This is a genomic window from Streptococcus sp. CL6.22, from assembly GCF_049738055.1.
GTDB lineage: Bacteria > Bacillota > Bacilli > Lactobacillales > Streptococcaceae > Streptococcus > Streptococcus mitis_DJ.
Map to the genome: position 1 here is coordinate 22,621 of NZ_JBKOTV010000014.1, position 25,808 is coordinate 48,428.

At 41.1% G+C, this 25,808-nt stretch carries 28 protein-coding genes; 5 read left to right on the forward strand and 23 right to left on the reverse strand.

Annotated elements, in window-relative coordinates; genetic code table 11:
* Positions 1-29 precede the first annotated feature (29 nt).
* The 5 genes from ACLNCW_RS07995 to ACLNCW_RS08015 all read left to right on the forward strand — a co-directional run bounded on the left by ACLNCW_RS07995 (position 30) and on the right by ACLNCW_RS08015 (position 4,311).
* Complete coding sequence (locus ACLNCW_RS07995) at positions 30-1,196, forward strand: CynX/NimT family MFS transporter (protein ID WP_024057315.1); 1,167 nt, start codon at positions 30-32, stop codon at positions 1,194-1,196.
* Between the two features lie 138 nt (positions 1,197-1,334).
* Positions 1,335-1,661 carry a PadR family transcriptional regulator gene (locus ACLNCW_RS08000; protein ID WP_000273858.1) on the forward strand — a complete coding sequence of 109 codons (327 nt, stop codon included), beginning with the start codon at positions 1,335-1,337 and terminating at the stop codon, positions 1,659-1,661.
* A complete protein-coding gene (locus ACLNCW_RS08005; RefSeq protein ID WP_049543184.1) occupies positions 1,648-2,241 on the forward strand; it encodes a DUF1700 domain-containing protein in 594 nt (197 codons plus the stop codon). The genes ACLNCW_RS08000 and ACLNCW_RS08005 overlap by 14 nt, the downstream gene beginning before the upstream one ends.
* Positions 2,234-3,184 carry a DUF4097 family beta strand repeat-containing protein gene (locus ACLNCW_RS08010; RefSeq protein WP_049551384.1) on the forward strand — a complete coding sequence of 317 codons (951 nt, stop codon included), beginning with the start codon at positions 2,234-2,236 and terminating at the stop codon, positions 3,182-3,184. Before ACLNCW_RS08005 ends, ACLNCW_RS08010 begins: the two co-directional genes overlap by 8 nt.
* A 62-nt stretch (positions 3,185-3,246) precedes the next feature.
* A complete protein-coding gene (locus tag ACLNCW_RS08015) occupies positions 3,247-4,311 on the forward strand; it encodes a DUF6574 domain-containing protein (protein WP_424845922.1) in 1,065 nt (354 codons plus the stop codon).
* Positions 4,312-4,375: 64 nt separating this feature from the next.
* On the opposite strand, the gene ACLNCW_RS08020 is transcribed toward ACLNCW_RS08015, so the two are convergent.
* The 23 genes from ACLNCW_RS08020 to ACLNCW_RS08130 form a co-directional block, all read right to left on the reverse strand.
* Positions 4,376-5,236, reverse strand: coding sequence for a DUF4299 family protein (locus ACLNCW_RS08020; protein WP_424845924.1), 861 nt, complete (start codon positions 5,234-5,236; stop codon positions 4,376-4,378).
* Positions 5,237-5,357: 121 nt separating this feature from the next.
* Complete coding sequence (gene trhO / locus ACLNCW_RS08025; protein WP_001030020.1) at positions 5,358-6,344, reverse strand: oxygen-dependent tRNA uridine(34) hydroxylase TrhO; 987 nt, start codon at positions 6,342-6,344, stop codon at positions 5,358-5,360.
* 131 nt (positions 6,345-6,475) lie between these two features.
* Positions 6,476-6,772, reverse strand: coding sequence for a bacteriocin immunity protein (locus tag ACLNCW_RS08030; RefSeq protein ID WP_179211337.1), 297 nt, complete (start codon positions 6,770-6,772; stop codon positions 6,476-6,478).
* Positions 6,773-6,839: 67 nt separating this feature from the next.
* The gene (locus tag ACLNCW_RS08035) at positions 6,840-7,529 is read right to left on the reverse strand and encodes a CPBP family intramembrane glutamic endopeptidase (protein ID WP_023947356.1); all 690 of its coding nucleotides are present in this window, start codon (positions 7,527-7,529) and stop codon (positions 6,840-6,842) included.
* A 235-nt stretch (positions 7,530-7,764) separates the two neighbouring features.
* Positions 7,765-9,249, reverse strand: a complete 1,485-nt coding sequence (locus ACLNCW_RS08040; RefSeq protein WP_424845927.1) for an ABC transporter substrate-binding protein — start codon at positions 9,247-9,249, stop codon at positions 7,765-7,767.
* Between the two features lie 209 nt (positions 9,250-9,458).
* Positions 9,459-10,382 (reverse strand): carbohydrate ABC transporter permease, encoded by a 924-nt coding sequence (locus ACLNCW_RS08045; protein ID WP_000818354.1) that lies wholly within the window; start codon positions 10,380-10,382, stop codon positions 9,459-9,461.
* 13 nt (positions 10,383-10,395) lie between these two features.
* Entirely contained in the window at positions 10,396-11,325 is a 930-nt protein-coding gene (locus ACLNCW_RS08050) for an ABC transporter permease (RefSeq protein ID WP_001032153.1), read from the reverse strand.
* A gap of 209 nt (positions 11,326-11,534) precedes the next feature.
* Positions 11,535-13,415, reverse strand: a complete 1,881-nt coding sequence (locus ACLNCW_RS08055) for a beta-N-acetylhexosaminidase (protein ID WP_424845930.1) — start codon at positions 13,413-13,415, stop codon at positions 11,535-11,537.
* The gene (locus ACLNCW_RS08060) at positions 13,409-14,278 is read right to left on the reverse strand and encodes an ROK family protein (protein WP_424845971.1); all 870 of its coding nucleotides are present in this window, start codon (positions 14,276-14,278) and stop codon (positions 13,409-13,411) included. The genes ACLNCW_RS08055 and ACLNCW_RS08060 overlap by 7 nt, the downstream gene beginning before the upstream one ends.
* A gap of 83 nt (positions 14,279-14,361) precedes the next feature.
* Positions 14,362-17,007, reverse strand: a complete 2,646-nt coding sequence (locus tag ACLNCW_RS08065; protein ID WP_424845932.1) for an alpha-mannosidase — start codon at positions 17,005-17,007, stop codon at positions 14,362-14,364.
* A gap of 210 nt (positions 17,008-17,217) precedes the next feature.
* Positions 17,218-18,498, reverse strand: coding sequence for a glycoside hydrolase family 125 protein (locus ACLNCW_RS08070; protein ID WP_424845934.1), 1,281 nt, complete (start codon positions 18,496-18,498; stop codon positions 17,218-17,220).
* A gap of 374 nt (positions 18,499-18,872) precedes the next feature.
* Complete coding sequence (locus ACLNCW_RS08075; protein ID WP_070527642.1) at positions 18,873-19,058, reverse strand: hypothetical protein; 186 nt, start codon at positions 19,056-19,058, stop codon at positions 18,873-18,875.
* Positions 19,059-19,102: 44 nt separating this feature from the next.
* Positions 19,103-19,312 carry a hypothetical protein gene (locus ACLNCW_RS08080; RefSeq protein ID WP_239822415.1) on the reverse strand — a complete coding sequence of 70 codons (210 nt, stop codon included), beginning with the start codon at positions 19,310-19,312 and terminating at the stop codon, positions 19,103-19,105.
* 115 nt (positions 19,313-19,427) lie between these two features.
* Positions 19,428-19,850 carry a DUF1492 domain-containing protein gene (locus ACLNCW_RS08085; protein WP_070527647.1) on the reverse strand — a complete coding sequence of 141 codons (423 nt, stop codon included), beginning with the start codon at positions 19,848-19,850 and terminating at the stop codon, positions 19,428-19,430.
* Positions 19,851-20,582: 732 nt separating this feature from the next.
* Complete coding sequence (locus tag ACLNCW_RS08090) at positions 20,583-20,831, reverse strand: hypothetical protein (protein WP_173219231.1); 249 nt, start codon at positions 20,829-20,831, stop codon at positions 20,583-20,585.
* A complete protein-coding gene (locus ACLNCW_RS08095) occupies positions 20,818-21,159 on the reverse strand; it encodes a replication protein (protein ID WP_173282731.1) in 342 nt (113 codons plus the stop codon). Before ACLNCW_RS08095 ends, ACLNCW_RS08090 begins: the two co-directional genes overlap by 14 nt.
* 50 nt (positions 21,160-21,209) lie before the next feature.
* Positions 21,210-21,476, reverse strand: coding sequence for a hypothetical protein (locus ACLNCW_RS08100; protein ID WP_023935896.1), 267 nt, complete (start codon positions 21,474-21,476; stop codon positions 21,210-21,212).
* Between the two features lie 63 nt (positions 21,477-21,539).
* Complete coding sequence (locus tag ACLNCW_RS08105; RefSeq protein WP_424845937.1) at positions 21,540-22,070, reverse strand: hypothetical protein; 531 nt, start codon at positions 22,068-22,070, stop codon at positions 21,540-21,542.
* Between the two features lie 390 nt (positions 22,071-22,460).
* A complete protein-coding gene (locus ACLNCW_RS08110) occupies positions 22,461-23,936 on the reverse strand; it encodes a DNA primase family protein (RefSeq protein ID WP_424845939.1) in 1,476 nt (491 codons plus the stop codon).
* 43 nt (positions 23,937-23,979) lie between these two features.
* Positions 23,980-24,846: a primase alpha helix C-terminal domain-containing protein gene (locus ACLNCW_RS08115; protein WP_424845941.1), complete on the reverse strand. Its 867-nt coding sequence runs from the start codon at positions 24,844-24,846 to the stop codon at positions 23,980-23,982.
* A 140-nt stretch (positions 24,847-24,986) separates the two neighbouring features.
* Positions 24,987-25,262, reverse strand: a complete 276-nt coding sequence (locus ACLNCW_RS08120) for an XRE family transcriptional regulator (RefSeq protein WP_424845943.1) — start codon at positions 25,260-25,262, stop codon at positions 24,987-24,989.
* Positions 25,255-25,596 carry a DNA-binding protein gene (locus ACLNCW_RS08125; RefSeq protein WP_050146686.1) on the reverse strand — a complete coding sequence of 114 codons (342 nt, stop codon included), beginning with the start codon at positions 25,594-25,596 and terminating at the stop codon, positions 25,255-25,257. The genes ACLNCW_RS08120 and ACLNCW_RS08125 overlap by 8 nt, the downstream gene beginning before the upstream one ends.
* Positions 25,593-25,808, reverse strand: coding sequence for a hypothetical protein (locus ACLNCW_RS08130; RefSeq protein ID WP_424845945.1), 216 nt, complete (start codon positions 25,806-25,808; stop codon positions 25,593-25,595). Before ACLNCW_RS08130 ends, ACLNCW_RS08125 begins: the two co-directional genes overlap by 4 nt.

Here is a 25,808-nt window from a genome sequence, read left to right on the forward strand (position 1 = left end):
TTATTAAAATCAGCTAGAAGAGGTATTATATGAAAAAGCAATCACTCTTTTTTGTTCCAGGTATTATCCTGATTGGTGTTTCCTTGCGGACTCCTTTTACTGTTTTACCCATTATATTGGGAGATATTTCGCAAGGGCTGGGAGTAGAAGTTAGTTCGCTTGGTGTCTTGACCAGCCTTCCCCTCCTCATGTTTACTCTCTTCTCGCTATTTTCTACCCGACTGGCTCAAAAAATCGGCTTGGAGCATCTCTTCACCTACAGCCTTTTCTTCTTGACCATCGGTTCTCTCATTAGACTAATCAATCTGCCTCTGCTCTATCTAGGAACCTTGATGGTTGGGGCAAGTATCGCAGTCATCAATGTTCTGCTTCCTAGTCTTATCCAAGCCAATCAACCAAAGAAAATTGGTTTTCTGACCACCTTATATGTAACCTCTATGGGGATTGCAACGGCTCTGGCCTCCTATCTGGCTGTGCCTATTACACAAGCCAGTTCTTGGAAAGGACTTATCATCCTCCTCACCCTGCTCTGTCTAGCAACTTTTTTGGTCTGGCTCCCAAATCACCGCTATAATCACAGACTGGCTCCACAAACCAAACAAAAAAGCAAAACAAAGGTCATGCATAATAAACAGGTCTGGGCAGTTATTGTCTTTGCAGGTTTTCAATCCTTACTCTTTTACACCGCTATGACCTGGCTACCTACCATGGCCATCCATGCAGGCCTATCCAGTCACGAAGCTGGCTTGCTAACCTCTATCTTCTCCCTGATTAGCATTCCTTTTTCAATGACTATCCCAAGCCTGACAACCAGCTTGTCTACTCGCAACCGTCAGCTCATGCTCACTCTGGTTTCACTGGCTGGCGTGGTCGGTATTTCCATGCTCTTTTTCCCAATCGGTAATTTCTTTTACTGGCTTGCCATCCATATCCTCATCGGAACCGCGACCAGCGCCCTCTTCCCCTATCTCATGGTCAACTTTTCACTCAAGACAAGCGCCCCTGAAAAGACTGCACAATTGTCTGGTTTATCTCAAACAGGAGGCTATATCCTAGCAGCCTTTGGGCCAACCCTCTTTGGTTACAGTTTTGACCTTTTCCACTCTTGGGTGCCAGCTGTAGCTGCCCTCTTACTCGTCGATATCCTGATGACTGTGGCCCTCTTTACAGTGGACAGAGCTGATAAAATCCTTTAAACTTCTAGTTTTGGCTAGAAGTTTTTTATATATAAAAATTTTACACATTTCTCTTGACAGGGCTTTCATTTAGATGTACAATGTATGTGTAGAAAAATTATATATAAAAATCTTACACATTAGAAAAGGAGGTTCCCCATGTACTTTCCAACATCCTCTGCCTTGATTGAATTTCTCATCTTGGCTGTACTGGAGCAGGATGATTCTTATGGTTATGAGATTAGCCAAACCATTAAGCTGATTGCTAATATCAAAGAATCTACACTCTATCCCATTCTCAAAAAATTGGAAGGCAATAGCTTTCTGACAACCTATTCTAGAGAGTTCCAAGGTCGCATGCGCAAATACTACTCCTTGACAAATGGTGGTATAGAACAGCTCGTGACCCTAAAAGATGAATGGGCACTCTATACAGACACCATCAATGGCATCATAGAAGGGAGTATCCGCCATGACAAGAACTGAATACCTGACTCAGCTAGAACTTTATCTCAAAAAACTGCCTCAGGCTGACCAAATTGAAGCCATGGACTATTTCAGGGAACTCTTTGACGATGCTGGAGTCGAGGGAGAAGAAGAACTCATCGCTAGTTTAGGAACTCCTAAGGAAGCAGCTCACGAAGTCCTCTCCAATCTTCTCGATAAAAAAATTAATGAGGCACCCGCTCAAAAGAATAACCGACAAATTTTGCATATCGCCTTGTTAGCTTTGCTTGCAGCCCCCATCGGTATTCCTCTGGGAATCGCCATCCTCGTGTCCCTGTTCGCAATCCTTGTGGCAGCCTTGACTGTCATTATAGCTTTCTTTGCGGTTTCTATACTTGGTATCATCGGCGGATTCCTATTCTTAGTTGAAAGTTTCACTGTCCTCGCCCAAGCTAAATCAGCCTTTATCTTGATTTTCGGTTCTGGTTTACTAGCCATCGGTGCTTCTTCACTAGTCTTACTAGGTATTTCCTATGTAGCTCGTTTCTTCGGCCTACTCATTGTTCGCCTGGTGCAATTTGTTCTCAAAAAAGGAAAGAGAGGTGACCAGCATGCGTAAATGGACAAAAGGATTTCTCATTTTTGGTGTGGTGACTACCATTATCGGCTTTATCCTGCTCTTTGTAGGGATCCAATCTGACGGGATTAAGAGTCTGCTTGCCATGTCCAAGGAGCCTGTCTATGATAGTCGGATGGAAGAGCTGACCTTTGGTAAGGAAGTCGAAAACCTAGAGATTACGCTCCACCAACACGCGCTCACCATCACAGACTCTTTGGATGATCAAATCCACATTTCTTACCATCCATCTCTTTCTGCTCACCATGATCTTATCACAAATCAGAACGATAAAACGCTGAGCCTCACTGATAAGAAACTGTCTGAAACTCCATTTCTCTCTTCTGGAATTGGCGGGATTCTCCATATCGCAAGCAACTACTCTCGTCGTTTTGAAGAAGTTATTCTCCAATTGCCAAAAGGGAGAACTCTAAAAGGAATCAACATCTCAGCAAATCGCGGTCAAACCAGTATCACCAATGCCAGCCTTGAAAATGCGACCCTCAATACCAATAATGGCTATCTCCTCCGAATTGAAGGAAGTCGTATCAAAAACAGTAGACTCACAACCCCTAATATCATTAATATCTTTGATACAGACCTTACAGATAGTCAGCTAGAGTCAACAGAACATCACTTCCACGCTGAAAATATCCAAGTACACGGTAAGGTGGAATTGGTGGCGAAAACAGACCTACAACTGCTACTTTCCGAAGAAGAAAAACAAAGAATCAACTTAGATCTTTCAACAAAACATGGTTCTATTCTTCATTTTGTGAGAGAAGGAAGACGTTCATTTAACAATAAAGAAAACAGAGATGAACATTTAAGCAATCCTTATAAAACAGAAAAAGCTGATGTGAAAGATCAACTCATAGCAAGGGCAGACCAATATATCTATCTACTCAAAGCAGAGGAACACGAGTCTTCTTCTAGAAATCGTTGACAAAAACGCTTACATCTGCTACTATGGAAGCATATTTATCTAACTAAAAAGGAGGTTCTACCATGAAACAAGAATGGTTTGAAAGTAATGATTTTGTAAAAACAACAAGCAAGAACAAGCCTGATGAACAGGCCCAAGATGTTGCAGACAAGGCTGAAGAAACGATAGCCGATCTCGATACACCAATTGAAAAAAATACTCAAGTAGAGGAGGAAGTCTGTCAAGCTGAAGTCGAACTTGAAAACCAGCAAGAAGAGAAAATTGAAACGCCTGAAGACAGTGAATCAAGAACAGAAATAGAAGAAAAGAAAGCATTAGATTCTACTGAAGAAGAGCAAGATCTTTCTGGGGAAACAGAAAAAGTCACTAAAGCTGAAGAGAGTCAAGAAGCACTTCCTCAGCAAAAAACAATCTTGAAAGAGCCACTTCTTATCAGTCAATCCTTAGAAAGTCCTTATATCCCCGACCAAGCTCCAAAATCTACGGATAAATGGAAAGAACAAGTGCTTGATTTTTGGTCTTGGCTAGTGGAAGCAATCAAATCTCCTACAAGCAGTCTTGAAACAAGTAGCACACACAGTTACACAGCCTTTCTTTTGCTCATTCTGTTTTCTGCATCTTCCTTTTTCTTTAGTATCTACCACATCAAACATGCTTACTATGGAAATATAGCAACTATGCATAATCACTTCCCTGAACAATTTGCTTCATTAAATCTCTTTTCGATTATCTCTATCCTAGTAGCAACAACACTCTTCTTCTTTTCATTCCTCTTGGGTGGTTTCGTCGTGAGACGATTTATCCACCAGGAAAAAGACTGGACGCTAGAAAAGGTTCTCCAACAATATAGTCAACTCTTGGCAATTCCAATCTTCCTCACTGCCATTGCTAGTTTCTTTGCCTTCTTTGATAGCCTGCGATTCACAGCCCTCTTGTGTGTGATTAGTGTTGGAATCATTCTGCTTGCCAGTCTCCATATCATTACAAGGCCAAGTCAAGCAAGTGAAACCGACTCCTTCTATCAGTTATTCTTGTCTGTCCTTGTGAACGGAGTCATTATCCTCCTCTTCTTTGTAGCTGAGGTAGCACTGATTGGGGATTACCTTCGTATCTTGGCCTTTCTTTAAACTTCAATCCTGTCATCCATGGCAGGATTTTTCTATGTCAAAAAAGCAAGTCACTTGACCTGCTTTACTCTTCTTGTGCTAATGCTTTAAAATCTTTGTCTAAGATTGGTTGCACTTCTAATTGATTGGCATCTAATTGGTGGTAAGATGCTGATGGTAATGACTCTAGGAATTTTGCATAGTTCAAGCGGGCAATGGCTTCATAGTCTTCTGGTTTAGAGCCATCTCCTGTGATTTGAACCAAGTCAATTTCCCACTGGACTTCCTTATCCACCAATTGCTCAATATAGGCTGCAGGAACAAATGGTTCTCTCGGTAATACTGTCTTGACTCCTTGAGCCAGATGGTAAACGCCATGCACTTGCCCTTCTCCATCCTGATAGAAGGAAACTCTTGCAAAGTAGGCATCTGTCTCTTGAACCGCACGCACACGCGCTTCAAACTGTGCCAAACCATCTGCCTCTAAAAAGCTTTTCAAGTCCTCATGACTAAAGAAAACAGGATTAAAAATTCCTTGGCAAATCGTAAAGCGGGCTGCAGTGTCTGCTAAATAGGCTTGAATACTTGCTTGGAAATAAGCTTCAAAATCAAAACCATCTAATCCTTCAATCTCAGTTCCCGTGTAAGCAAGCAGAGCATCTAAAAATGATTTGATAATCCGCCAGTCTGTCTTCGTGAGTAGGTCAGGAAGATCGACACGGTAAGCCTTTTGATCATCAGCATAACTGACCTTAAAAAGAAATTGTGATTGCCCCACTATCGCACACTCAATATACTCAAGACGGCTAAGAGGCTGACGGAGATAGACTGCATCATAGCTATGTGACTCCAAACCATCTATCAAGGCCAAGATAGACTTGGCAGTCAAAATTTCCTGTTCTCCTAAAATGCTCTGTTTATTTGGAATAAAAAATGTTTTCGTCATAACTGGACTCCTTTGAAATCGTTTACATATAGTATACCCTATTTTCCTGAAAGATACAGAAACAAACTTTAGATTTTTGAGTAAAAAGCATAGAAAAACAGCCCCTGAGGACTGTTTAATCTTATACAGTAGCTGCTTGATCCAAGCTTTCACCGATAGCGGCTAGGCGCTCGACAACTTCAGCTTGTGTCAATTCATGTTCTGAAACATAGCGGTTACGTGGGTGAACACGGCACTCGTGTGAGCATCCACGAAGGTACTTGTCTTCATTTTCTTCTGATGTCAAGATACGACGGTTACAGAATGGATTTCCACAGTTGACATAACGTTCACATGGTGTTCCATCAAACCAGTCTTTTCCTACGATGGTTGGGTTGACATGGTTGACATCTACGGCAATACGCTCGTCAAAGACGTACATTTTCCCATCCCAAAGTTCACCTTGGACTTCTGGGTCTTTACCGTAAGTTGCAATTCCTCCGTGCAATTGGCCGACATCTTTGTAGCCTTCACGGACCATCCAGCCTGAGAATTTCTCACAGCGAACCCCACCTGTACAGTAAACCACGACACGCTTGTCCATGAATTTTTCCTTGTTATCACGGACCCATTGTGGCAACTCACGGAAGTTGCGGATATCTGGGCGAATAGCCCCACGGAAGTGTCCTAGGTCGTACTCATAATCGTTACGTGTGTCAAGGACAACTGTATCTTCGTCAAGAAGAGCTTCTTTGAACTCTTTTGGAGACAAGTAAGCACCTGTTGTTTCAAGTGGGTTGATGTCATTGTCAAAGTCGTTGTCTTCCAAACCAAGGTGGACAATTTCTTTTTTGTAGCGAACGAACATCTTCTTGAAGGCTTGTTCACTTTCTTCGTCAATCTTAAACCAGAGGTCTTCCATGCCTGGGAGGCTGTGAACGTAGTCCATGTATTTTTGAGTTGTTTCGTAGTCACCTGAAACTGTTCCGTTAATTCCCTCGTCAGCGACTAGGATACGGCCTTTAAGGCCGATTGATTTACAGAAAGCCAAGTGATCTGCAGCAAATTGCTCTGCATTTTCAATTGGAGTATAAAGGTAGTAAAGTAAGACACGAATATCTTTTGCCATAAGATTTGTTCTCTTTTCTATTCTTAAATTTTCAGAATTTTTCATCTAACTATACTAGTATACCTGCTTGAGAAAACGAATGCAATTTATTTGACTGGAAATTGTAGAAAGATGCTTATCCCTGCACTTCATCAGTAACCATAGCGAATAGCAGATAATTCTCTCAATTTTTTGATCTGCTCGGATTGACTTTCTGATAACATCAGCTTATTGTCAATCAATACACGTGAGATGTCAACATTCATTTGACTCAATATAAATGGGGTAGAGGTCCCATCGTCCTCTAATCGTCTTTTATAACTCACTAACTGATTTTTCAAAGGAGTCAGTTGAGGCGTATCCTTTATATCTTCCAATAGATAATCTATGATAATCATGGCTTCACAACGTCTTTCGCTTCCTCCAGCAAACCATTTTAATGGTGTCATACTCATTTACCTCCTGAAATTCGTTTATAAATTGAAAAACTATCATTCCTAACTCTCGCGCCAGTATTTACCCAAACACCCTCTGTAAAAAAGTCAGCAAAAATGGTAATGTTGCAAAAATATTATTAATCACATGCACCGCATAGGATGGATAAATGCTCTTGGTATAGCGGGTCAAACTAGCAAAGATGATGCCAGATGTTGCAAAGACGAAGATATCTAATAAACTAGGCAGGCTTGAAAAATGAGGAAGAGCAAATAAAATTGACGGAAGAAGCAAATCAAGGCCAAATCTCGAATGCTTAAAAAAGGCGTGTTGCAGTAATCCTCTATAGATTAGCTCTTCCATAAGTGGAGTCAGAAAGAACAAAGTTATATAGATACCTAGCTCAGCAAAGTTGGTCCCACTATAACCGATCAATACAGCCCAACCTTCAGCAGTTGACTGAACATGTTTAGCTGTCTGAACGTTAAAAGAGATCTGGAGCACTACCACTAATACTGTCAAAATCGAATACCAAAGCCATTTTTTTCTTGGAATGCGAAAGAGATAACCATGGCCTGTCTTAACCAGAATCCAAATCATGACTCCACTAAATAGCAAACTCAAGAGATTTTGAATCCAGACGAAATTGCCAATCTGGGAAGAAAATTGCCAATAATTTTGAACAATAAGCGTCAGCTGAGAAAGACCAAATACGAAAAATAAGTAAGAGAAAACTGCACTTATTTTGAATAGAAGTTGATACTTCTTCATATGAACTCTCCTTTGTAAACTCGATACATCTCTAATATAAGCTATATTTTCCTAAATCCTTACTCTAAATCCTAAATGGTGCTTAAGATTTCCTGAATGGTTAAAATAAGGGAAATGAGAAACAGAAATATCTATGTCTTTATTTCAAAAAATCACTGCCTTCCCCAGACAAACCTGAGGAAAACAGTGATTTAATTTTTAGGAATTAGGAATGAATACACGAAATCAATTGATCTTATGATTTTTTGTTTTTCAAGAATTCATCGTATTGTTTTTGCATTTCGTTCAATACTTTATCGTAAGCACCTTCAGATTTCAATTTTTCCATCAATTCTGGAATAGCTTTGTCTGGGTCTACAGTACCAGTGTTGATAGCTGTATCGAATTGTTGCATTGTATTAGAGATCGCAGAGATTTCAGATTTCACATTGTCAGTGTTAAAGATGAATCCAAGTGCTGGAGATTCTTTAGCTTCTGCCAATTGTTTCTTAGAATCTTCGATTTGTTGGTCTGTAACGTTTTCGTTGATGTAAAGGATCCAGTTGTTACCAGTGTTCCATCCACCCATGTGAGTGTTTCCTTTGTAGCCATCAAGGACTTTAACACGGTTTTCTTTACCTGGAATTTTTTCCCAGTTCTTGCCTTCTGGACCATAAACAAGACCATTCAAGAGTTCTGGGTTAGTGTTCAAGAGGTTCAACACTTCCATTGATTTTTCTTTGTTCTTAGAGTTGTTTGAGATAACAAAGTTAGCAACTTGTGTTGTTTGGTTTTTCTTGATGAAGTTAGTGATTGGTTTGATTTGGATGTCTTTGTTCGCAACACGTGAAAGCAAGCTGTTACCGTAGTCAGCTGGTCCTACTGTTTCTTCACGAACGAACCAAGTATCTTGTTGAAGGTCAAATGAAGTATCGCTTGTTGCTACGTCTTTTGGAATGTATCCAGCTTCATAGAATTTGTGAAGAGTCTTCAAGTGTTCTTTGAAGCGAGGTACTTCGTAACGGTTTACGATCTTAGTAGTGTCCCCTTCAAGGTCGATAACGAATGGAAGTCCATTTGGAACTGGGTAGTCAAAGTTATCAGATGGGATGAAGTTCTTAGTAACCGCAAATGGCACTACATCTGGAGCTTTTTCTTTGATTTGTTTCAAGACTGGTTCAAGTGTTTCATATGAAGTGACACCTGAAATATCGATACCGTATTTAGCAAGAAGAGTTCCGTTGAAGGCGAAGTTTTGAGATGATGCAACGTTGGCTGCAACTGGAACTGCGTAAATTTTACCGTTAATGCTGTTACCTTTGATGTAAGCTGGGTCAAGTGCTTTATAAAGCTCTGCTCCTTCTTTCTTATACAAGTCAGTCAAGTCAGCATAGGCACCTTTTTGAGCATTTACAATGTAGTTATCTGCAAAGGCGATATCATAGTTTTCACCAGATGATGTGATAACTGACATTTTCTTACCATAGTCACCCCATCCAAGATATTGGATATCCAATTTGGCACCAACTTTTTCTCCGATGATTTTGTTAGCATTTTCTAGCAATTCATCCAAGTTATCTGGTTTGTCACCGATTTGGTACATTTTGATAACAGTCTTATCACCTGAAGCTGAGTCAGCAGCTTTTTTGTTGTTACCTGAAAGGTTCCCACAAGCAGCAAGACCTGCAGCCAAAGCGACTACGCTAGCAGATGCAAAAGCATATTTTTTCCAGTTTTTCATGATAAAAACTCCTTTTTTTATTTTTAAACTTATAAACAATGTAATGATCTTATACTCAATGAAAATCAAAGAGCAAACTAGGAAACTAGCCGCAGGCTGTACTTGAGTACGGCAAGGTGACGTTGACGCGGTTTGAATTTGATTTTCGAAGAGTATTAACTTCACGCAAGGGAAGTTGGGAAATGAGAAATGATTTTTCTCAACAAGTACTATTCTTTCACACCACCGATAGTCAAACCTTTTACAAAGTAGCGTTGGAAGAATGGATACAGAATCGCGATTGGAAGGGTTGCCACCACAACCATGGCCATACGTCCTGTTTCTTTCGGTAGAGCAACTCCCAGTTGACCAGATAGACCGACTGCTTTGGCGATGTAGTCCATATTTTGCTGGATTTGCATGAGCAAATATTGCAATGGATACAAGTTGTCACTCTTAATGTAAAGAAGGGCGTTGAACCAGTCATTCCAGAAACCAAGTGCTGTTAAGAGCGTGATGGTTGCGATACCTGGTAGTGATAATGGTAAACAGATTTGGAAGAAAATCCGGGCCTCACTGGCACCATCGATACGAGCGGATTCGAGAATAGCTTCGGGAATCGTCTTCTTGAAGAAGGAACGCATCAAAACAATATTGAATGGTGAGAGAAGCATTGGAACAATCAAGGCCCAAACAGTGTCACCAAGCTGAAGTACACGAGTTACCATGATATAACCTGGTACCAAACCAGCGTTGAACAACATACTAAGTAGAACGAAGATTGTAAAGAATCTGCGATACTTAAAGGTTGTCCGTGAAATGGCATAAGCATAAGTTGTTGTGATAAAGACATTTGTCAATGTCCCAACTACGGTTACAAAGACTGAGATGAAGAGGGCTTGGAGGATTTTATCCTTAAACTGTGCCAAGAACTCAAATCCATCTAATCCAAATTGAGATGGGAAGAAGCTATATCCATTTTGGAGGATACTCTTTTCATCTGTTACCGAAATAACGATAACGAATACGAAGGGTAGGATACAAGAGAGGGCAACCAAACCAGAAATGGTACTAAAGAAGATATCTGCTTTCTTACTGAAGGAGTGAATGCCGACATTATCAATTTTTTCTTTTTTAATTTTCTTTTCTGCCATATTCTCCTCCTTTCTAGAACAAGGCTGAGTTTGGATCAACTCGTCTTGCAAGTAAGTTTGATAGGATAACCAGAATCAAGCCGACAACTGATTGGTAGAGACCTGCCGCTGAAGCCATCCCGATATCCGCTGTCTGAGTCAAGCCATTATATACATATACGTCCAAGACATTGGTTACGTTATAAAGCTGACCAGCATTGTGGGGGATTTGGTAGAAGAGACCAAAGTCTGCACGGAAGATATTTCCGACTGCAAGGATAGTCAATACGGTTACCAGCGGTGTCAACTGCGGAATAGTTACATTGCGAATTCGTTGCCATTTGCTGGCCCCATCCACTGTCGCTGCTTCGTAGTAGGTTGGATCAATTCCCATGATTGTCGCATAGTACATGACACTGCTATATCCAAAACCTTTCCAAATACCTAGGAAAAGTAGGAGATATGGCCAGATGCCTAAGTTAGCGTAGAAATTGATTTCCTTCATCCCGATAGACTCTAGGAAATGGTTGAACACCCCTTTGTCAATGTTTAGGAAGGCATCTGTAAAGAAACTGATGATAACCCAAGACAAGAAGTAAGGGAACAACATGGAAGTTTGGAAGATCTTAACCATTCTCTTAGAACGGAGTTCACTGAGGATGATAGCAATCCCTACTGATACAATCAAGCCAATAAAGATAAAGCCGAGATTGTAGAGGACAGTATTTCGTGTGATAATAAAGGCGTCTTTTGAACTAAACAAGAATCTGAAATTATCGAGTCCGACCCATTTACTATTCACGATACTATCTATGAATCCATTACTGGTCATGTGGTAGTCTTTAAAGGCAACCACGTTCCCAAATACTGGAATGTAGAAGAATAGAATCAACCAGAGTGCCCCTGGTAAAACCATCAAGAGAAAGATCCAGTTGTCTCTCAAGGTTTTTGAAAACTTATTCATAATTTCCTCCCTTTTTTATTTTGATATCCATCTAAAAATTCCTTTTTAGACTTTTGATAACGATTACATTATTAGTATACTCCTATTTGAAGGTTAGGTTAAACTACTAATTATAGAAAAAACTCCACAAATTATTTTATGTGGAGTACTTTTTTAAGAAAGGGATGTTTCACGAGAAACACTCTGCCCAAGGTAAGGTATTCTTGTTTTTAAGTCGTATAAATCGTCGATGCGGTCGCAATAGTGTGCCATTGGTTGGCTGTTGTGGCTGCAAAGTCCTTGTCTGCGTAGAAGTCAGTAAATGGTAGGATTTCAACTTCTAGCTCGTCGATGCGGTCAATCTGATCAGACAGATAAGTCTCTATACGGCTTTCTGCTCGTTTGATACGCTGCAAGAGTCCGCCCATACGGATATCGACCGTATCCAATCCAAAGACCTTATTTTCCTTCAACCATTGGTGGCTAAAGAGGGTATGGAAGTGTTTGATTTGGCTTCTGAGTTCTGGTAATTCTTGTCTGGCAATTACTTGCAGGCTTTCTTTATCACCCTCTTGGTAGGACTGACGGATGCGCCGTCCCACATCCACTTTCCTACTTAAAATCTGGTTCAACTGGGCCTGAGTTTCAAAGAGGTAAGCATAATTTCCTGCTTTTTCTTTAATGTCAGCAAGCGTATCAGCGGCCTGAGCGAAGTGCGGTTTGTCCTGTTCAGGTGTCATGTGTCTGTCAAGAATCGGACAGAGAACATCCTGGTAAAAGACATAGCGGTTAGGATTGATGCCACTAAGATTGCCTGGTAGGTCTGGCAAGAGGTTGGCAAGGTCAATCTGCATAAAATCCTCAACTGATAGACCTGTATTGGTCTGGAAATGAGCAGACAAACGGTCTAGGTCATTGCGGTAGCTGAGTTCTGCCCAGATTTGCAAGCTTGGTAGGATAGAAAACTGGGCAGTTTCACCACCATTATCCCCCCAACCCGTTACAATGACTTCTTTGATATCATTGGAACGACAGGCTTTATTAGCTTCAATAGCGATGAGACGGCTGAAATGGTTGTTGGGTGTGAAACCAATCCACTTCCAAGCACCACCTGCAAAGGCAAGGTCATGGCTAATCTTGTGGTGGTTGCAGAAGTTGCGATTGTATTTTTCCTCGCTATCCTGATAATAGTCCCAATAAACCAAAGTCACTCGGTCTTTAAGCCGGTCGAGGTAAACACGCGTTTCCTCTGGAATTTCCACGTCACGATCGTACTGACCATCCGCTGACATGAGTTTAAAGAACATATCGCTCCACATCTGACAGTGGAAACCATACTTGTCAGCAATATCCAGCACGCGCTCCAAGTGTTGGCACATGAGGAGACTGCGATCCACCACACCGTTCAGAATCAAGTAGCGTCCCAAACCAACCAAGTGGGCTTCGTCCATCCCGATATTGACCTTGCGAGTTTGCAGTTTAGATAGAGTCGCAAACATGCCATCAATCAGGTTATAAACCTTTTCTTCGCCAATGAGAAGAATATCCTCCACATCACGGAGCTCCTGCACTTCCTTGACACCCCATTTGACAAAGGCTGACAAGTGGGCCAAGGTCTGGATGCAGGGCACAAAGGTCATGTCAAACTGCTGGGCATAGGCTTCGATTTCCTGCAACTCTTCTGCTGAATAAGCCCCACGGAAGTAACCAAAGTATGGTTGCCCCTCAATCTGGTAGGTGTCTTCCATGTAAAGCTCAAAGGTTGAGTAGCCCATGAGAGCCAATACCTCAATCATCTGCTTGGCAGAGGCTACATTCAAAACTGCATTTCTGGAACAGTCTGCCATATAAGCCAAATCTTCATAAGCTGCTTGTTCTTCAATCTCTACCTTGTCACCTTCTGCTAGAGCCGTTGCCAACAAGGACAAGGCACGATAAAGTTGGTGGGGTTTGCGGTAAGTTAGTTGATAGTGGCCACCCTCACCCTTGATAGAGATAGACGCTTGGTCAGACTGGGCAACAGCTACTTCCACATCTGGTAAAGAGATATGCTTTGTCAGCAAGTCGATTGCCTGAGTTTGTTTGGGACTAAGTCCTGTAAATCTTACCATTGGTTTTCCTCCTGTAGCCAGTTGACAAGGGCACCGTAGAGATTGGCATCTGCATGATAAGTACAGGCTTGGATAACGGGTGCAACCGTGTATTCTTCGTAAGTTTCTACAAAATCATCGACAGCTTTTTTGACCCCTTGGATGAAGTCTGGATTTTGACTTATAGAGCCTCCCAGACTAATGACATCTGGATCAATCAGATACTGAATATTGAGCAAGCCTTGCGCCAGATTGCGGTTCATGCGCTCAATAGCTTCTTGACAAAGGGTATTTCCTGCTTCGGCCTCTTGGTAAATCTTGCGACCGTCCCAGTCAGTCTGACCAGATTTTTCAATCACGTAGCGCACCATATTTCCAGTTGACGCTAGTTGCGACCAGTTGTTGAGCTTTTCAGCAGGGGCAAGAGTTGTCATGTAGCCAAATTCTCCACCCAGACCGTGGCGACCTCGATGAAGTCTACCATTGATAATCATGGCTCCGCCAATCCCTGTCCCAATCACGACACAGGCTGCATTTTCAAGTTCTGGATGAGCCAGCAATTCACTGAGTCCAACGCAGTTAGCATCATTTTCCAGATGGATAGGAATCTGATAAGAGCTAAGCGCCTCATACCAAGAAAATCCGTGAATGTAGGGTACTGCACTGAAGCCATCAATCACACCTGTCTCTTGATTGACCGCGCCTGGAACGCTCATAGCAATCCCGCTATAATCCTGCTCTGACAAACGTTGATCTAGCCAAGCTAGTAAGTCCTCCAAACTTTCTGGCGTTGGAATGCTTGTCTTATCTAGTATTTTCCCATCAGGAGTCAGACTGGCAAACTTAATCCCAGTCCCTCCGATATCAATCGTTGCAATAGTCATTGTTTTTACCATAAAAAGGGGCGAATCAGCAGTTAGTTCTTACCTTTTCGCCCCTCCTTTCTCTTTATGTTTACTTGTTGAAATTAAATTTCTTCTTTTTTGATGAATTCTGTACGAATCTCTTGTGGTGAAATGAGTCCTCTATGAACTGGGTATGGTCGTTCAAGTAGGTCAAGGAAGAGATGTTGACTTTCCGGTACACGTACATTTTCACTACACATATTGTAGTAACGAAGAACATAGCCTTCTTCATTTTCAGCTACCTTAAAGGCTGTTGGACAGATTTGCGGTATGCTGAGAACAGAATGGCTCAAGAGGCTACCAGTCGCAGCCACGCTTCCTTCTTGTCTAGCAAGCTGAAGGCTGGTAAATGGTGTCTGCAAGGCTTTAGCACGACGATAGGCTGAGAAGCGTTCTTGGGCTTGGTGGCATTCAAGCGCAAACTCGACTTCAAACTCACGCAAGCATTGTGCTTCTGGTGTTGGGAAATAACCCCAGTCACCTAACTCACCTGATGCACGCAAAATAGTCACTGCAATGGTGTCGTCTCCAAGGATTTCGTATTCATTCAATCCCTTGTTAGATACAGTCACCCCTTTTTCATCGTCATACAGACTGACAAAGGCTTGTTGGTGTTGAGGATTTTCAGGATTTTCCCATGAAGCTGCTGGTTTGTTTGGTCGTGTCACCACCTCATAAATGCTTTCAGAATCATTGCTCGGACGCGTGTTATGAGTCTTGACCAAGAGACGGATACGGTGGTCTTTGGCAGTGTTAGTAAAGCGAGTCTTGCAACGGATTTGTGGATTATCAACGAAGACAGTCATCTCTGTTTCAAGAGGAATACTTGTCAATTCTTCTGAACGTCCAGCTTCACGCTTCATAAACTCGATGATGCCTTTTTGCTCTTCTTCTAGCTTTTCATCAGCACTGACAGGCACGGTCAATTCATGTTTGAGCAAAATCTTAGCGTAGCGAGCTGTGTTTTCCAAGACCTCGTAGCCCTTAAGCTCTGCATAGATTGGCTCTGTTCCTTTTGGTTGGAAATAGATATACTCGTTTCCGATGTCACCACGGTCTTCAAAGCGGATAAAATCTTCATAGGCTTCGTGAGTTGTCTTATCATAAACTGTGATATTGTCATCCACACTCACCGTTACAAATGGTGTATCAATCACTCCGTTTTGGTAAATACCCTCACGGTGTGCTTGCTCTCCTTCCAGCAATTGGAAGGTTGTCCAAGAAAGCGGTGCTAGGTGAACTGGAATGGTCACGCGCACTTGTCGAGCGATACGAGCTTGGCGGAACTTATCTTTTGGTAAATCGTACTCAAAATTAGCTCCGAGGTCTTCGATTTTAGCCTCTACAGGACGACCATCCAAGTCCTCCACACGATAACTTGGCAAGGTTAAGGCAGCCATCTTCTTGTAACCTTCTGTTGGGTGCAATTCCTTGAAATCACAAGTCGCCACATCAATCACTGTGCTGACAGTATCGACCTTATCATGCAAGCCTGTGTTAATGACAGTAAAGAGATAATCACTTTGAGCCTTAGCTGTAGCGATTTTACCCTTCCATTCGTTAAGAAGATTGCTCTTAACAAAGTTTCCGACTTGGTTAACCTTGGCAAAACGAGTTTCCATCTCGCGGTGAACTTCGTCCACGCTACAGCCACAGATGCTATCATGCGGCGCATTTTGCAAAAGAGTTTTCCAAGCATAGGTCAACTGGTCCTTGTGGTTATGACCCCCAGTGATAATAGTCAAGGGTTCTACAACTTGCTCTAGGAGGTTGCTATTTTCTTGGAAGGCTTGTTTGAGATAAATACGAGATGAAGAAGTGTTGGCAAGTGTGTACCAGCCGTCTGTTTCCTGACTGGTCAACTCACCTGTAACCGTTGATAATTGCTCTGGTAGGGCACTTTCCACAGCTTGAACATATTCATCAAAAGAACTATGAACAAAGGTTACATCTGGGAAGAGTTCATTTGCCACACGAATGGCTTCACTCAAATTTTTCTGGACAGGCTGATGGTCACAGCCGTTCATCATCAACCACTGGTTGGTCGAAGCATAGTCACGCACGTCTGCCAGTTTTTGTTTCCAGAAGGTCAAGGCCTCGTCTTTATCAACTGGGATTTCATTCCCATTACTATACCAGTTGGCAAAGAGGATACCGAGGACACGACTTCCGTCCGCACCCTGCCAGTACATTTCTGAAAACTGGGAAGTAAACTGCTCATCTTCGAGAACTTGGTTGTCAAATCCAATCGGTTTCACACCACGACCAAAGGCTGCCACGTGAATGCCTGATTTTTGAAGGATTTGAGGAGCTTGTCCCATATTTCCAAAAGTATCTGGGAAGTAACCAATCTGAGTGGATTTGCCCCATTTTGCAGCTTCTTGCTGACCAATCAAGGTATTGCGGACATTGGCTTCACTTGAAATCAAGTAGTCATCTTGCAAGATGTAAAAAGGACCAATTTTAAGTTTGCCTTCGTCGATGTATCGTTGGACTTTGTCGCGATTTTCAGGGCGAATCTCCAAGTAGTCATCAAGGACAATGGTTTGACCATCCAAGTGGAAGCTCTTGAACTCAGGGTCATTTTCAAAGAGATCAAAGAGATTGTCAAATAATTCCACCAACTGCATACGGTGGCTTTCAAAAGGCAAGTACCACTCACGATCCCAGTGACTATGTGAGATAATATGTACGACAACATTTTCCATGAAGTAAAACCTCATTCTAAATTTAAATTTTTATTGTTAACGTTTTTGGATGTAAGATTTGCTCAATCAAATTCAACAAATCACCAACAGTTTAACTCTAAATATTTTATTTATCAAGAATTTAACTATGATTTGAGATGAAATTTGAAAGAAGTATATATTTAGCTACTTTGTCTTGGTAAATTGGCTAAAAACAAGTAAAATCCTAGATTAACGAATATCCAAGTAATCCAAGACCAACTCACAGAACATCATGTTGGCCCAAGAGAACCATTCACGAGAATAAAGAGTTGGGTCATCTACGTGGAAGCTTTCATGCATAACACCAGTACCACCATCGCAAGCAACCAGCTGATCCAGTAAGAATTTCTTCTCTGCCTTATCTCTTGTTGTCAAGCCTTGGATAGAAAGGGCAATGGGCCAGATATAGCGATAGAAGGTATGGGAACTTCCGAGACCGCTAGCGTATTCTCCTTGGTAGAAGTATGGATTTTCAGGGCTCAGAATGGTACGACGAGTTGCTTGATACACTTCATCATCGACCGAACAGTAACCCAGATAAGGTGCAGCCAGCAGACTTGGTACGTTTGGATCATCCATGATGCTGGCATTTCCTAGGCCATCCACTTCAAAGGCATAAATCTTTTCGCCCTTGCTGTTGGTTGTGTAGGCGTAGTTTTCGATTCCTTCTTGGATTTCAGCCTGAAGACGTTTAGCATCTGTGATAATGCTCGAGCTATCAGCTAGGTCTAATGCTGCGAAGATCTCTTGCACATAACCCAAAACTACTACAGCAAACATATTTGACGGAATCAAGTAACTATACTGGCAACAGTCATCACTCGGACGAAAAGCTGACCAGGTCATGCCTGTCACTGCAAAATCAGGGCCAAAGCCATCATTTACCAAGGTATCTTCCTTGCGGTCCGTATCTCGGACAAAACGATAAGGAGAGTTCTTGTGGTCTTGTTCCACCGTCCAAAGATGGAGAATTTCCTTAGTCGCTGCGACAAAAGTCTCATCAAACTGACTAGTCTCGCCAGTCTCTTTCCAGAGGAGATAAGCCAGCTGCAAAGGATAGCAAAGCGAGTCCACCTCATACTTGCGTTCCCAAATCCAGCCATTAAGGTCGGTATGGTCTGTCTCGTGGTGCCCCTTCCAGTTCTCCTCAATGTTAAAGGAATTGGCATAAGGATCCTTGAGCACCAAGGTCATCTGACGTTTGACCAAACCTGCAACGGTCTGACACAGGAGGGCATCTCTTTTAGCCACATGCAGGTAGGGTCTGAGTTGGGCTGTCGAATCTCGAAGCCACATAGCAGGAATATCCCCAGTCAAGACAAAGGTTGAACCATCTTCTAGGATTTCAACCGTATTGTCCAAGGTGTCTGTGTAGCAACGCTCGAAAACATCCACCCACTCTGGATGGTCCTTAGCCCGCTCTGCCACTTCATCTAGCCATTCTCTAACAATTTCTTTTGAATAAATCATCGTGCAGTATCCTCTTTCAAACAAGTTTCATTTTCAGTATATAGCTTTTGAGACAGAAAATACATACACAAATGATAGTCATTTTTCTACATAATAAAAGAATTCTTATCTTATGTTTCCTTAGGGCTTCCTAACCCTTATATCACGCGCTTTTGAACAAAAAATACTAACATTACTTTTTACTACTTGCTCCCCCAAAGTACGCAAAAAGGGGAGCAAAAAAGCCCCACAAAAGGGCTAAGATTTGATGAGTTCAGCAGGCAAGAAACTAGCACGGTCAAACGTGCTTTTTTTATTGCTAATAGGTTCATTATATCACGTAGAAAATAAATAATATCAAAAAGCACTTAGATTTCTCTAGGTGCTTTGGTATTTTATATTGCGTAGTCATATCCTAGATTTTCTTTTATTTGTTCGAACATTTCTAAAATATGACCAGGGGTGTTATCTTTGAATAAAAATCTAGGAGTTGTATCATCTGGAAAGCTAGTTTTTATCCACGGATATATTTCTGTATAGAACTGCATCATTTCTTTACTAGGCAACGCCATTACTTCCATGATAATACCTCCTTAACTTTAACCTCATTATAAACTTTCCTAGACTATTTTTCAACCACTAAAACACCGTCACGATAGCTTTTAGCAAAGTCTAGCAGTATCTCAGCTTTGAGACGTTCATACTCAGCCCTATCAATGTCTAGTGTCTCGTATAATTGCCATAGCTTTAATCTCTCTCCAGTTCGCCTTGTAAAGAGATTGGCGAATATCTCACGTCGTAAATCGTCCAGATTGTCCCTGTAAGCCTCAATCATGCTTACTATCTCCACCGCTTTGGCTTCAAACGCTCCATCTTGACCGTCTAGGCTCAATTTAACCAGTGAATGATAGCTTTTCAGAAATCTGTAGATCTGCTTTGTTGTCTCTTCTTTATCGATTTGCATTTTTCACCTTGGCCAAGTTCTCAATGGCTTTTTTCTTAATTCTGTAAATTTGAATCTTACTAAAATCTAACTCCTTACAAACCTTAGCCATAGGTAGGTTATTCAAATACAACATTGTCAAAATCAAATTTTCAACTACATCATCTAACTGATTAATCATGTTCAAAACTTCAAATCGTTCATCCATAATAGCTTGCATTTGCTCCACTATCTCATCTTTAAGTTCCAAGGCTTCCAGTATCTTCTCCTCGGTAGTATTGGTTTTGCTAGTTTTTACCCTTGTCGTGAATTGATTGGATCCAGATAATAGTCCATTGTCTAAACTCTGGTACTTTAGTTGCAATCTCTGGATAAGTTCGTTTCCTTTCTTTACTCTTTTTAGTTGTGCCTCTATTTCTTTAATGGTCAAGTTGATACTCCTTCATGGTATAATTAGTTTAAAGAGTAGTGAGGTAGAGATGATAGTGTCGCTACGCAACTTCATAGTATGAGATGACGGGACAGGCACACCGTCCACTACTCCTGAGCGCTTAGATTGTTCTAGGTGCTTTTTTCATTGTATCTGCGTTCGCTCTTGATTCAAGTCCATTCTACGTACCATTTGATAAGCGATTAAGAGACGTTTTTATCTCACTTATTTCCTTGTTATTCTGCAAGCAATTAAGGCAAGTTATTTCTTTGCTTATCTGCTTATCGTTTTATAAGCAACAAATCCAAAATAACAGACTTTTAAACTGCTCTTATCTCCTTATCATTTGGTAGGAAAATAAGGGGAGTTATTTTAGTTCTTATTCCCCTGTCATTTTGTAAGGAGAAAATCCAAATTAAGGAAGCTAATAAGTCTCCTTATCTCCTTACAATTTTTCAGGGAGCAAAATCAAAATAAGCGATGTTATTTCCTGTCTTATTTCCTTACCGTTTGACAAGGAGAAAAACGAAAATAAGGAGCTTTTAAATTCGTCTTAACTCCCTATCGTTTTGTAAGCAATTAAGAAGGTTTATTGTCGCCCTTATCTGCCTATCATTCTGCAAGGAGTAGATCCGAAATAAGAGGGCTAAAAACTTCGCTTATCTGCTTGTCGTTTCTCAGGGAGTTAAGGAGGGTTTTTATTGCTCTTATCTGCTTGATAACTGATAAGCTCTATTCATTACAAAAACCTATATTGTCCCAGAATATCCGCAATCCTTTTGTATTTTTAATTTCTGAAATAGCTTTTTCTGCTTCTTCTTTTGTCGGATAGACTTCTATAATATCTTTGGGATTTTTTCCACCTATCCTATATCTTACCTCAAAATGTCCAGTATCAATCTGCGTCAAAAACACGGTATCAACTTCATCAACCACCGCTAACTTATTCAACTTATTTAAACGGTTTTTAATCGCCTTCATCTAGTATCTTCGCCTCTAATATTTCTAATTGCTCTACTACTTCAACCATTTCAACCGCTTTATAAGCCATGTTTAGAATGCTCTGGGCGCTTTGTTGTCTAGCGTAAGGGCTTACTGTCTCATCTAGCATAATTTCCCTCAATACGGTTACAGCCTCAACGCTCGCATTCTGTAACAGCGTAGTAGACTCCTTGAGTTGTTCGCTACGTCTTTCACGGTAAACCCTCTTAAAAGTTACATCGTTCAAGTAATTGTAAGCCGTCCTTCTGGTTATTCCACTTAATTCACTAGCTTTTTTTACATTCCCAGTCATGAGATAATTGGCCATAAATATTTCTTTTTTTCTGCTTAATTCTGTCAAATACTAGTCACCTCACTTTATTGGTCTAATTCTGGAAACTCACTTATCCCAGTCATTTCCCTAAGTTCATCCATACGTTTTTTTGATTTCTTATAGTCTGCTAGCTTAATATCTTTAAATGGTGTTTTAATAAAATCATCCATATCTATCTTTATTTCATCTTGCTGAAAAGCAAATCTTAAACAATCCACATATAAAGATATACATTCATCAGTTGTTGCATATTCCGTCTTTCCAGCATACTCTTCTAACTTTTCTAGTCTTGCTTTTAAACTTCTAACCATTCCCCTACCTCGTGTGTAATTCTGTCTGATTTATGTAAAAAAAGGGGATTGCTCCCCTGTGTTCTACTTCAAATGCTCTGTATAACCAGCAAGTCCTTTATATTCGCCCTCTACGTCCAACTTTTGGAGTAGGCTAATACTTTCATCGCCTAGCTTTTCCAACGTACCAAAAGCAGTCATAGAGTCCATAGGGATAGGCGTATCAGAAAGCAAGCGATCAGCATAGTCTAATAGTTCCAGCTCGTAGTCTGTGACCTTATTCAGCAATCTCTCAAAGTCCTCTGACTCTTTGAGTTGAAGCACGCGCTCCCGTTTGTAACGTTCCTCAAATGCTTCATCGTCCACTGGTTGGTTGTAGTAGTCTTTGAAACTGTCACAAATACGCTTGAAAGTCTTGTTTAGCTTGTGATCTTCCACATACTCAGCGACAAGCGTCCCTTTATCCTTGTGAGTTATTGAAATAGATGGTACTTCATAAGTCCCAGTCATATATCCCAGTAGCGCGTGACCTGCTACCGTAGCAGTATCTAGGTCTTTAAATTCGTAAGTGAAAGTAAATGTTTTGGCTTTATCCGAAAATGTTTTTAATGTCATGTTGTTTTTCCTCTTTCTGTTTTAAGGGTGTCACTAGTAGTTACACCATTGCAAGGGGGTCGGTACTATCTACCCCATTTTGTTACCTTCTTTAGTGATTTTGTTACCTTCTAGGTAACATAGTTCAGCCTTACTCCCCCAAGGGTTTAGACCCTTTTGTTACCATGTTACCTTCTTTTGAAGTCATAGCCCTTATATATAAAAATACTATTTTTCCCCTATATAGAGAGTTAAAAACAAGGTAACAAGGTAACATTTTCCCAAAAAAGTCAGTCGTATCAAGGGTTTAACAACGTTACCTTCTTTCTAAACAAGGTAACAAGAAGGTAACATTTTTGGGTAAAAACCTAGATATACCAAGGGTTTAGGGCATAAAAAGAAGGTAACATTTTAGTCTTTAACGACAGCGTGATTAGTTTTGGATAGTTTGGTTCTTTCAAACTCTAGCGGATCTAGTTTGTCATAATCTTCAACTTTGACCCTCGCTCTTTTAAGTTTGTAATGATTGGGTGTTAACTGTTGTAAGTGTCTTATCGTTTCTTTTCCTGCCCCGTAAACATTGGGCTTGGGTATTCCCATATCTTCAGCATAATGTTTCAGCGACCTAGTTAGTATAAAAACAGGTACTACGTCCAGCTCATGCCAACCTTTTTCCATGTATTCATGCTTAACCCATGAAAGTAAGTAGTCATTATCCTCCTGGTATTCTTCTAGGAGTCCTTTAACTGCTTTAGGTTCGATAAAGTGAGTAAATGGCTCTTGATTGATAGCTTTGTAGAGGGCATATTCTAATACTTCATCATTGGCCAAAAATTCATTTTTTATCCAAGGTTTTTCCTTCTCCCCGTTAAAGTCAGCATTAAAAGGGACGATCATAATTCTACGATACCAGCCTTTTGTCTTGTTGCCACCATTGGGGATATAATTCCCTGAAAAGATATTGAATAACTTGAAAGTAGCTTCAAAGGCTGGGCGTCCTTTTGGATTGACTAGAACAGTGTCGCCACTAGTGATACTCATTAAATCAGACGGATTTTTTAAGTATTCGTTAGGCGCTTCGTCTCCAATATTACAAACCTTACCTACCAAGGTCTCCAAGTTATGCTTTTCAGCAAACTGTGCAGGCTTTAAGGCTGATATATTACTTTCCCCTATCAGATTGATAAGGAAGCGCTGAAATGTCCCTTTACCATTGTTACCGTCCCCGTAGAAGATAGCAAACTTATTTCGGGTATGGTTAGGGTTAATAGCTTCAAGGATAATCTGCCAAAACAGTGTTACCAGTTCACTATCATTACAAGCGATTGAGTTTAGCCAATCATCAAAAGTTTTTCCTTCTCTATCTCTTGGGACTCGTTTAGGCGCGTGGTAGGCCGTGCTTATCTTACTTGTAATTACATACTTAGGACTAAAGGGGAGTAGTTCCTTAGTTTCTAAGTTGATAATGCCGTTCTGTACGGGAATAAGGTTAGCACTTTCTAAAGGTTTTCGTATCTTTGCCAATGTTCTAACCATTAACTTAATCTGTGGCCACTCTCTGGGTTTAATTCTAACGTCAAAGGTCTTACACAAAAGATTGAATAGATCATTACTAGCGGTATAGATACCCTCGTCTAAATCGTAGATATAGAGCAGGCTATAATCAGGTATATTGCTCTTGCTGATAAAAGTAAATGTGACAATCTCGCTCAGTATTTTAGCTACTGTGAATGTTTGGGGCATGGCCACCTTTTCGGTAACGTCCCCTGTGGTCTCATTTACTTTAGTTTCGGTATGTTCTGCCCGCCATTCTTCACCAGCTTTAAAGATACGATTTTCAAGCTCCTTCATCGTTCTAGGAGGGTGTTCTTGCTCTCTGACCTCCATGATTTCACTTTTTAGGTTTGCTAATTCTTCTAGTTCTATGGTTCTAACCTCTCTTTCTATATTCAGCCCGTGCTATACTGCTAAAAGTGCGGTCTAGCTCTTCAATAGGCAATGGTTCAACCGTCACGCTATTGGCTATCTTTGTAAGTTCATAGGCGGTCTCTAGGTCACAATCAACCCACTTATTAAAGAGTAAGCCTACAAAGCGTGTCAATGCTACGTTGCGCCCTCCCTCGTCTCCAAAGCCGTTGAAAAGCGTGTCAATGATCCTCATGGTCATAGATTTCTGACCGCTTGGCCTTGGAGTGTATGGAAGACTTGTAGCATTCTGTTTGACTGGTTCAGCCGTTGTCTGTGGTACTGGATAATCAAGTCCATGCTCCACAATCTTTTGATAACTTGCTGGGTCGCCTGTTGTTACTGGTAGCCCTTGAAGTTGTGACCATGTTAAACTGGCCATGTCAAAGGGTAGTCCAATCTTGTCAGCAATCTCTTTCACTACCTGCTTATAGGTTGCCTCGTTCATCACGTTGTCAGGCTTCACTACAAGGCGAAAACGGGGCTTTTCTAAGCTATGTTTGATAGTCGGGTATAAGATATAGGAGTAGCCAAATAAAGCGCTAGAAACGGCTTTTATGAAGTCCTCAGACGTCCCCTGTATATCGTCATAATCAAGGAAAATCAAATCCCGATAGATTAGACTGGAGTTGTTTCGCTTGTAACTGCCATGCTTTTCTGGCGTCACTTTCCCACTGATACAGTAAGGCGCTTGTGTACGTTTAAATTCTTCAATGTTTGCCCCTTCAGGGACTACCAAAGGCTTAAAGCGTTCAATGTACTGGAACGGCTCAATTTTATCAAATGGATAGACAAGATTACTCTGAAAGCCTTTAGCCTCATAAATTGTCATACTATCGCCCCTTTTTGCGTTTCTTTTTTAACTTCTTCAGTAGCTTTTGTTCTTGGAACTGTTCCAAAGATCTGCCACGGTGCTTATACAATTTAATGTCATGATAATGGCCTCCGCCCTGTGCTGGGTGTGTGTTATATCTACCCATTTTCTACCCCCAGAAACTTCCAGATGTCAGATATTTTATAATAGATTTTCCTAGTATCTTCTAGCGGTGGCTGATACCGTCTTAGCCCTGCTTTTTCCCACTTTTGGAGTGTCAGATATTTTATATCTAACTCGCCCATGACTTCCTGGGCTGATATTAAACCTGTCAGTCGTGGTTTGACTGTATCACGCGCTTCCAGGTATCTTTCCACTACCTCCAGAATGCCATGCGATAGATCTTGCTCACTTTCTCGGCTTAGGTTAAACATATCCGCCCACCTCCTTCAAGGTTTCTTTGTAGCTCTCTAAATCAGCATTTAAAAGGACAGTTAGGCGCTTTTCTTCTTCTCGTATCTGATTGTAAAATGTTTTTGCACCGTCCAGTAACTCCTCTTTGTTAGCTGGGATAAAATATCCTCTAAATGTTCCATGACGTACCCCGATGATAGGAACGCCGTAGCGCGTGATCAGACGGCTGATAATATCTTGCACGGTTCTTTCTGCTAGCTTAGTGATCAGGCTGATTTCTGCCCCTGTTATGGAGTTCTCAGCCCCTACCTTGATTAGTCTTAATACTCGTTTATCATTCTCTGATAGGCTCATTCAGTTCCTCCCCATACGTTGACCCCTGCAAGCTGGATATATCGCCCATATTCAGGGTTTAAATCCTCGCTAGGTGTTTCTATCGTCTGTTGGTTTTCTCGCTCAAATTGGGCGCTTTTTTTGCGGTCTCGGTGATTTAGGTAAAGCAGTAAGCCAATCAATACCACCACAAAGACAATCGATTGTGTATTGGTCAAATCTAGTTCATTCAT

Bases quoted from the DNA above. Each gene is read 5' to 3' on its own strand.
- ACLNCW_RS07995 (WP_024057315.1), top strand. From the start codon at position 30: ATGAAAAAGCAATCACTCTTTTTTGTTCCAGGTATTATCCTGATTGGT.
- ACLNCW_RS08000 (WP_000273858.1), top strand. From the start codon at position 1,335: ATGTACTTTCCAACATCCTCTGCCTTGATTGAATTTCTCATCTTGGCT.
- ACLNCW_RS08005 (WP_049543184.1), top strand. From the start codon at position 1,648: ATGACAAGAACTGAATACCTGACTCAGCTAGAACTTTATCTCAAAAAA.
- ACLNCW_RS08010 (WP_049551384.1), top strand. From the start codon at position 2,234: ATGCGTAAATGGACAAAAGGATTTCTCATTTTTGGTGTGGTGACTACC.
- ACLNCW_RS08015 (WP_424845922.1), top strand. From the start codon at position 3,247: ATGAAACAAGAATGGTTTGAAAGTAATGATTTTGTAAAAACAACAAGC.
- ACLNCW_RS08020 (WP_424845924.1), bottom strand. From the start codon at position 5,236: ATGACGAAAACATTTTTTATTCCAAATAAACAGAGCATTTTAGGAGAA.
- trhO (WP_001030020.1), bottom strand. From the start codon at position 6,344: ATGGCAAAAGATATTCGTGTCTTACTTTACTACCTTTATACTCCAATT.
- ACLNCW_RS08030 (WP_179211337.1), bottom strand. From the start codon at position 6,772: ATGACACCATTAAAATGGTTTGCTGGAGGAAGCGAAAGACGTTGTGAA.
- ACLNCW_RS08035 (WP_023947356.1), bottom strand. From the start codon at position 7,529: ATGAAGAAGTATCAACTTCTATTCAAAATAAGTGCAGTTTTCTCTTAC.
- ACLNCW_RS08040 (WP_424845927.1), bottom strand. From the start codon at position 9,249: ATGAAAAACTGGAAAAAATATGCTTTTGCATCTGCTAGCGTAGTCGCT.
- ACLNCW_RS08045 (WP_000818354.1), bottom strand. From the start codon at position 10,382: ATGGCAGAAAAGAAAATTAAAAAAGAAAAAATTGATAATGTCGGCATT.
- ACLNCW_RS08050 (WP_001032153.1), bottom strand. From the start codon at position 11,325: ATGAATAAGTTTTCAAAAACCTTGAGAGACAACTGGATCTTTCTCTTG.
- ACLNCW_RS08055 (WP_424845930.1), bottom strand. From the start codon at position 13,415: ATGGTAAGATTTACAGGACTTAGTCCCAAACAAACTCAGGCAATCGAC.
- ACLNCW_RS08060 (WP_424845971.1), bottom strand. From the start codon at position 14,278: ATGACTATTGCAACGATTGATATCGGAGGGACTGGGATTAAGTTTGCC.
- ACLNCW_RS08065 (WP_424845932.1), bottom strand. From the start codon at position 17,007: ATGGAAAATGTTGTCGTACATATTATCTCACATAGTCACTGGGATCGT.
- ACLNCW_RS08070 (WP_424845934.1), bottom strand. From the start codon at position 18,498: ATGATTTATTCAAAAGAAATTGTTAGAGAATGGCTAGATGAAGTGGCA.
- ACLNCW_RS08075 (WP_070527642.1), bottom strand. From the start codon at position 19,058: ATGGAAGTAATGGCGTTGCCTAGTAAAGAAATGATGCAGTTCTATACA.
- ACLNCW_RS08080 (WP_239822415.1), bottom strand. From the start codon at position 19,312: ATGATTGAGGCTTACAGGGACAATCTGGACGATTTACGACGTGAGATA.
- ACLNCW_RS08090 (WP_173219231.1), bottom strand. From the start codon at position 20,831: ATGAAGGCGATTAAAAACCGTTTAAATAAGTTGAATAAGTTAGCGGTG.
- ACLNCW_RS08095 (WP_173282731.1), bottom strand. From the start codon at position 21,159: ATGGCCAATTATCTCATGACTGGGAATGTAAAAAAAGCTAGTGAATTA.
- ACLNCW_RS08100 (WP_023935896.1), bottom strand. From the start codon at position 21,476: ATGGTTAGAAGTTTAAAAGCAAGACTAGAAAAGTTAGAAGAGTATGCT.
- ACLNCW_RS08105 (WP_424845937.1), bottom strand. From the start codon at position 22,070: ATGACATTAAAAACATTTTCGGATAAAGCCAAAACATTTACTTTCACT.
- ACLNCW_RS08110 (WP_424845939.1), bottom strand. From the start codon at position 23,936: ATGGAGGTCAGAGAGCAAGAACACCCTCCTAGAACGATGAAGGAGCTT.
- ACLNCW_RS08115 (WP_424845941.1), bottom strand. From the start codon at position 24,846: ATGACAATTTATGAGGCTAAAGGCTTTCAGAGTAATCTTGTCTATCCA.
- ACLNCW_RS08120 (WP_424845943.1), bottom strand. From the start codon at position 25,262: ATGTTTAACCTAAGCCGAGAAAGTGAGCAAGATCTATCGCATGGCATT.
- ACLNCW_RS08125 (WP_050146686.1), bottom strand. From the start codon at position 25,596: ATGAGCCTATCAGAGAATGATAAACGAGTATTAAGACTAATCAAGGTA.
- ACLNCW_RS08130 (WP_424845945.1), bottom strand. From the start codon at position 25,808: ATGAATGAACTAGATTTGACCAATACACAATCGATTGTCTTTGTGGTG.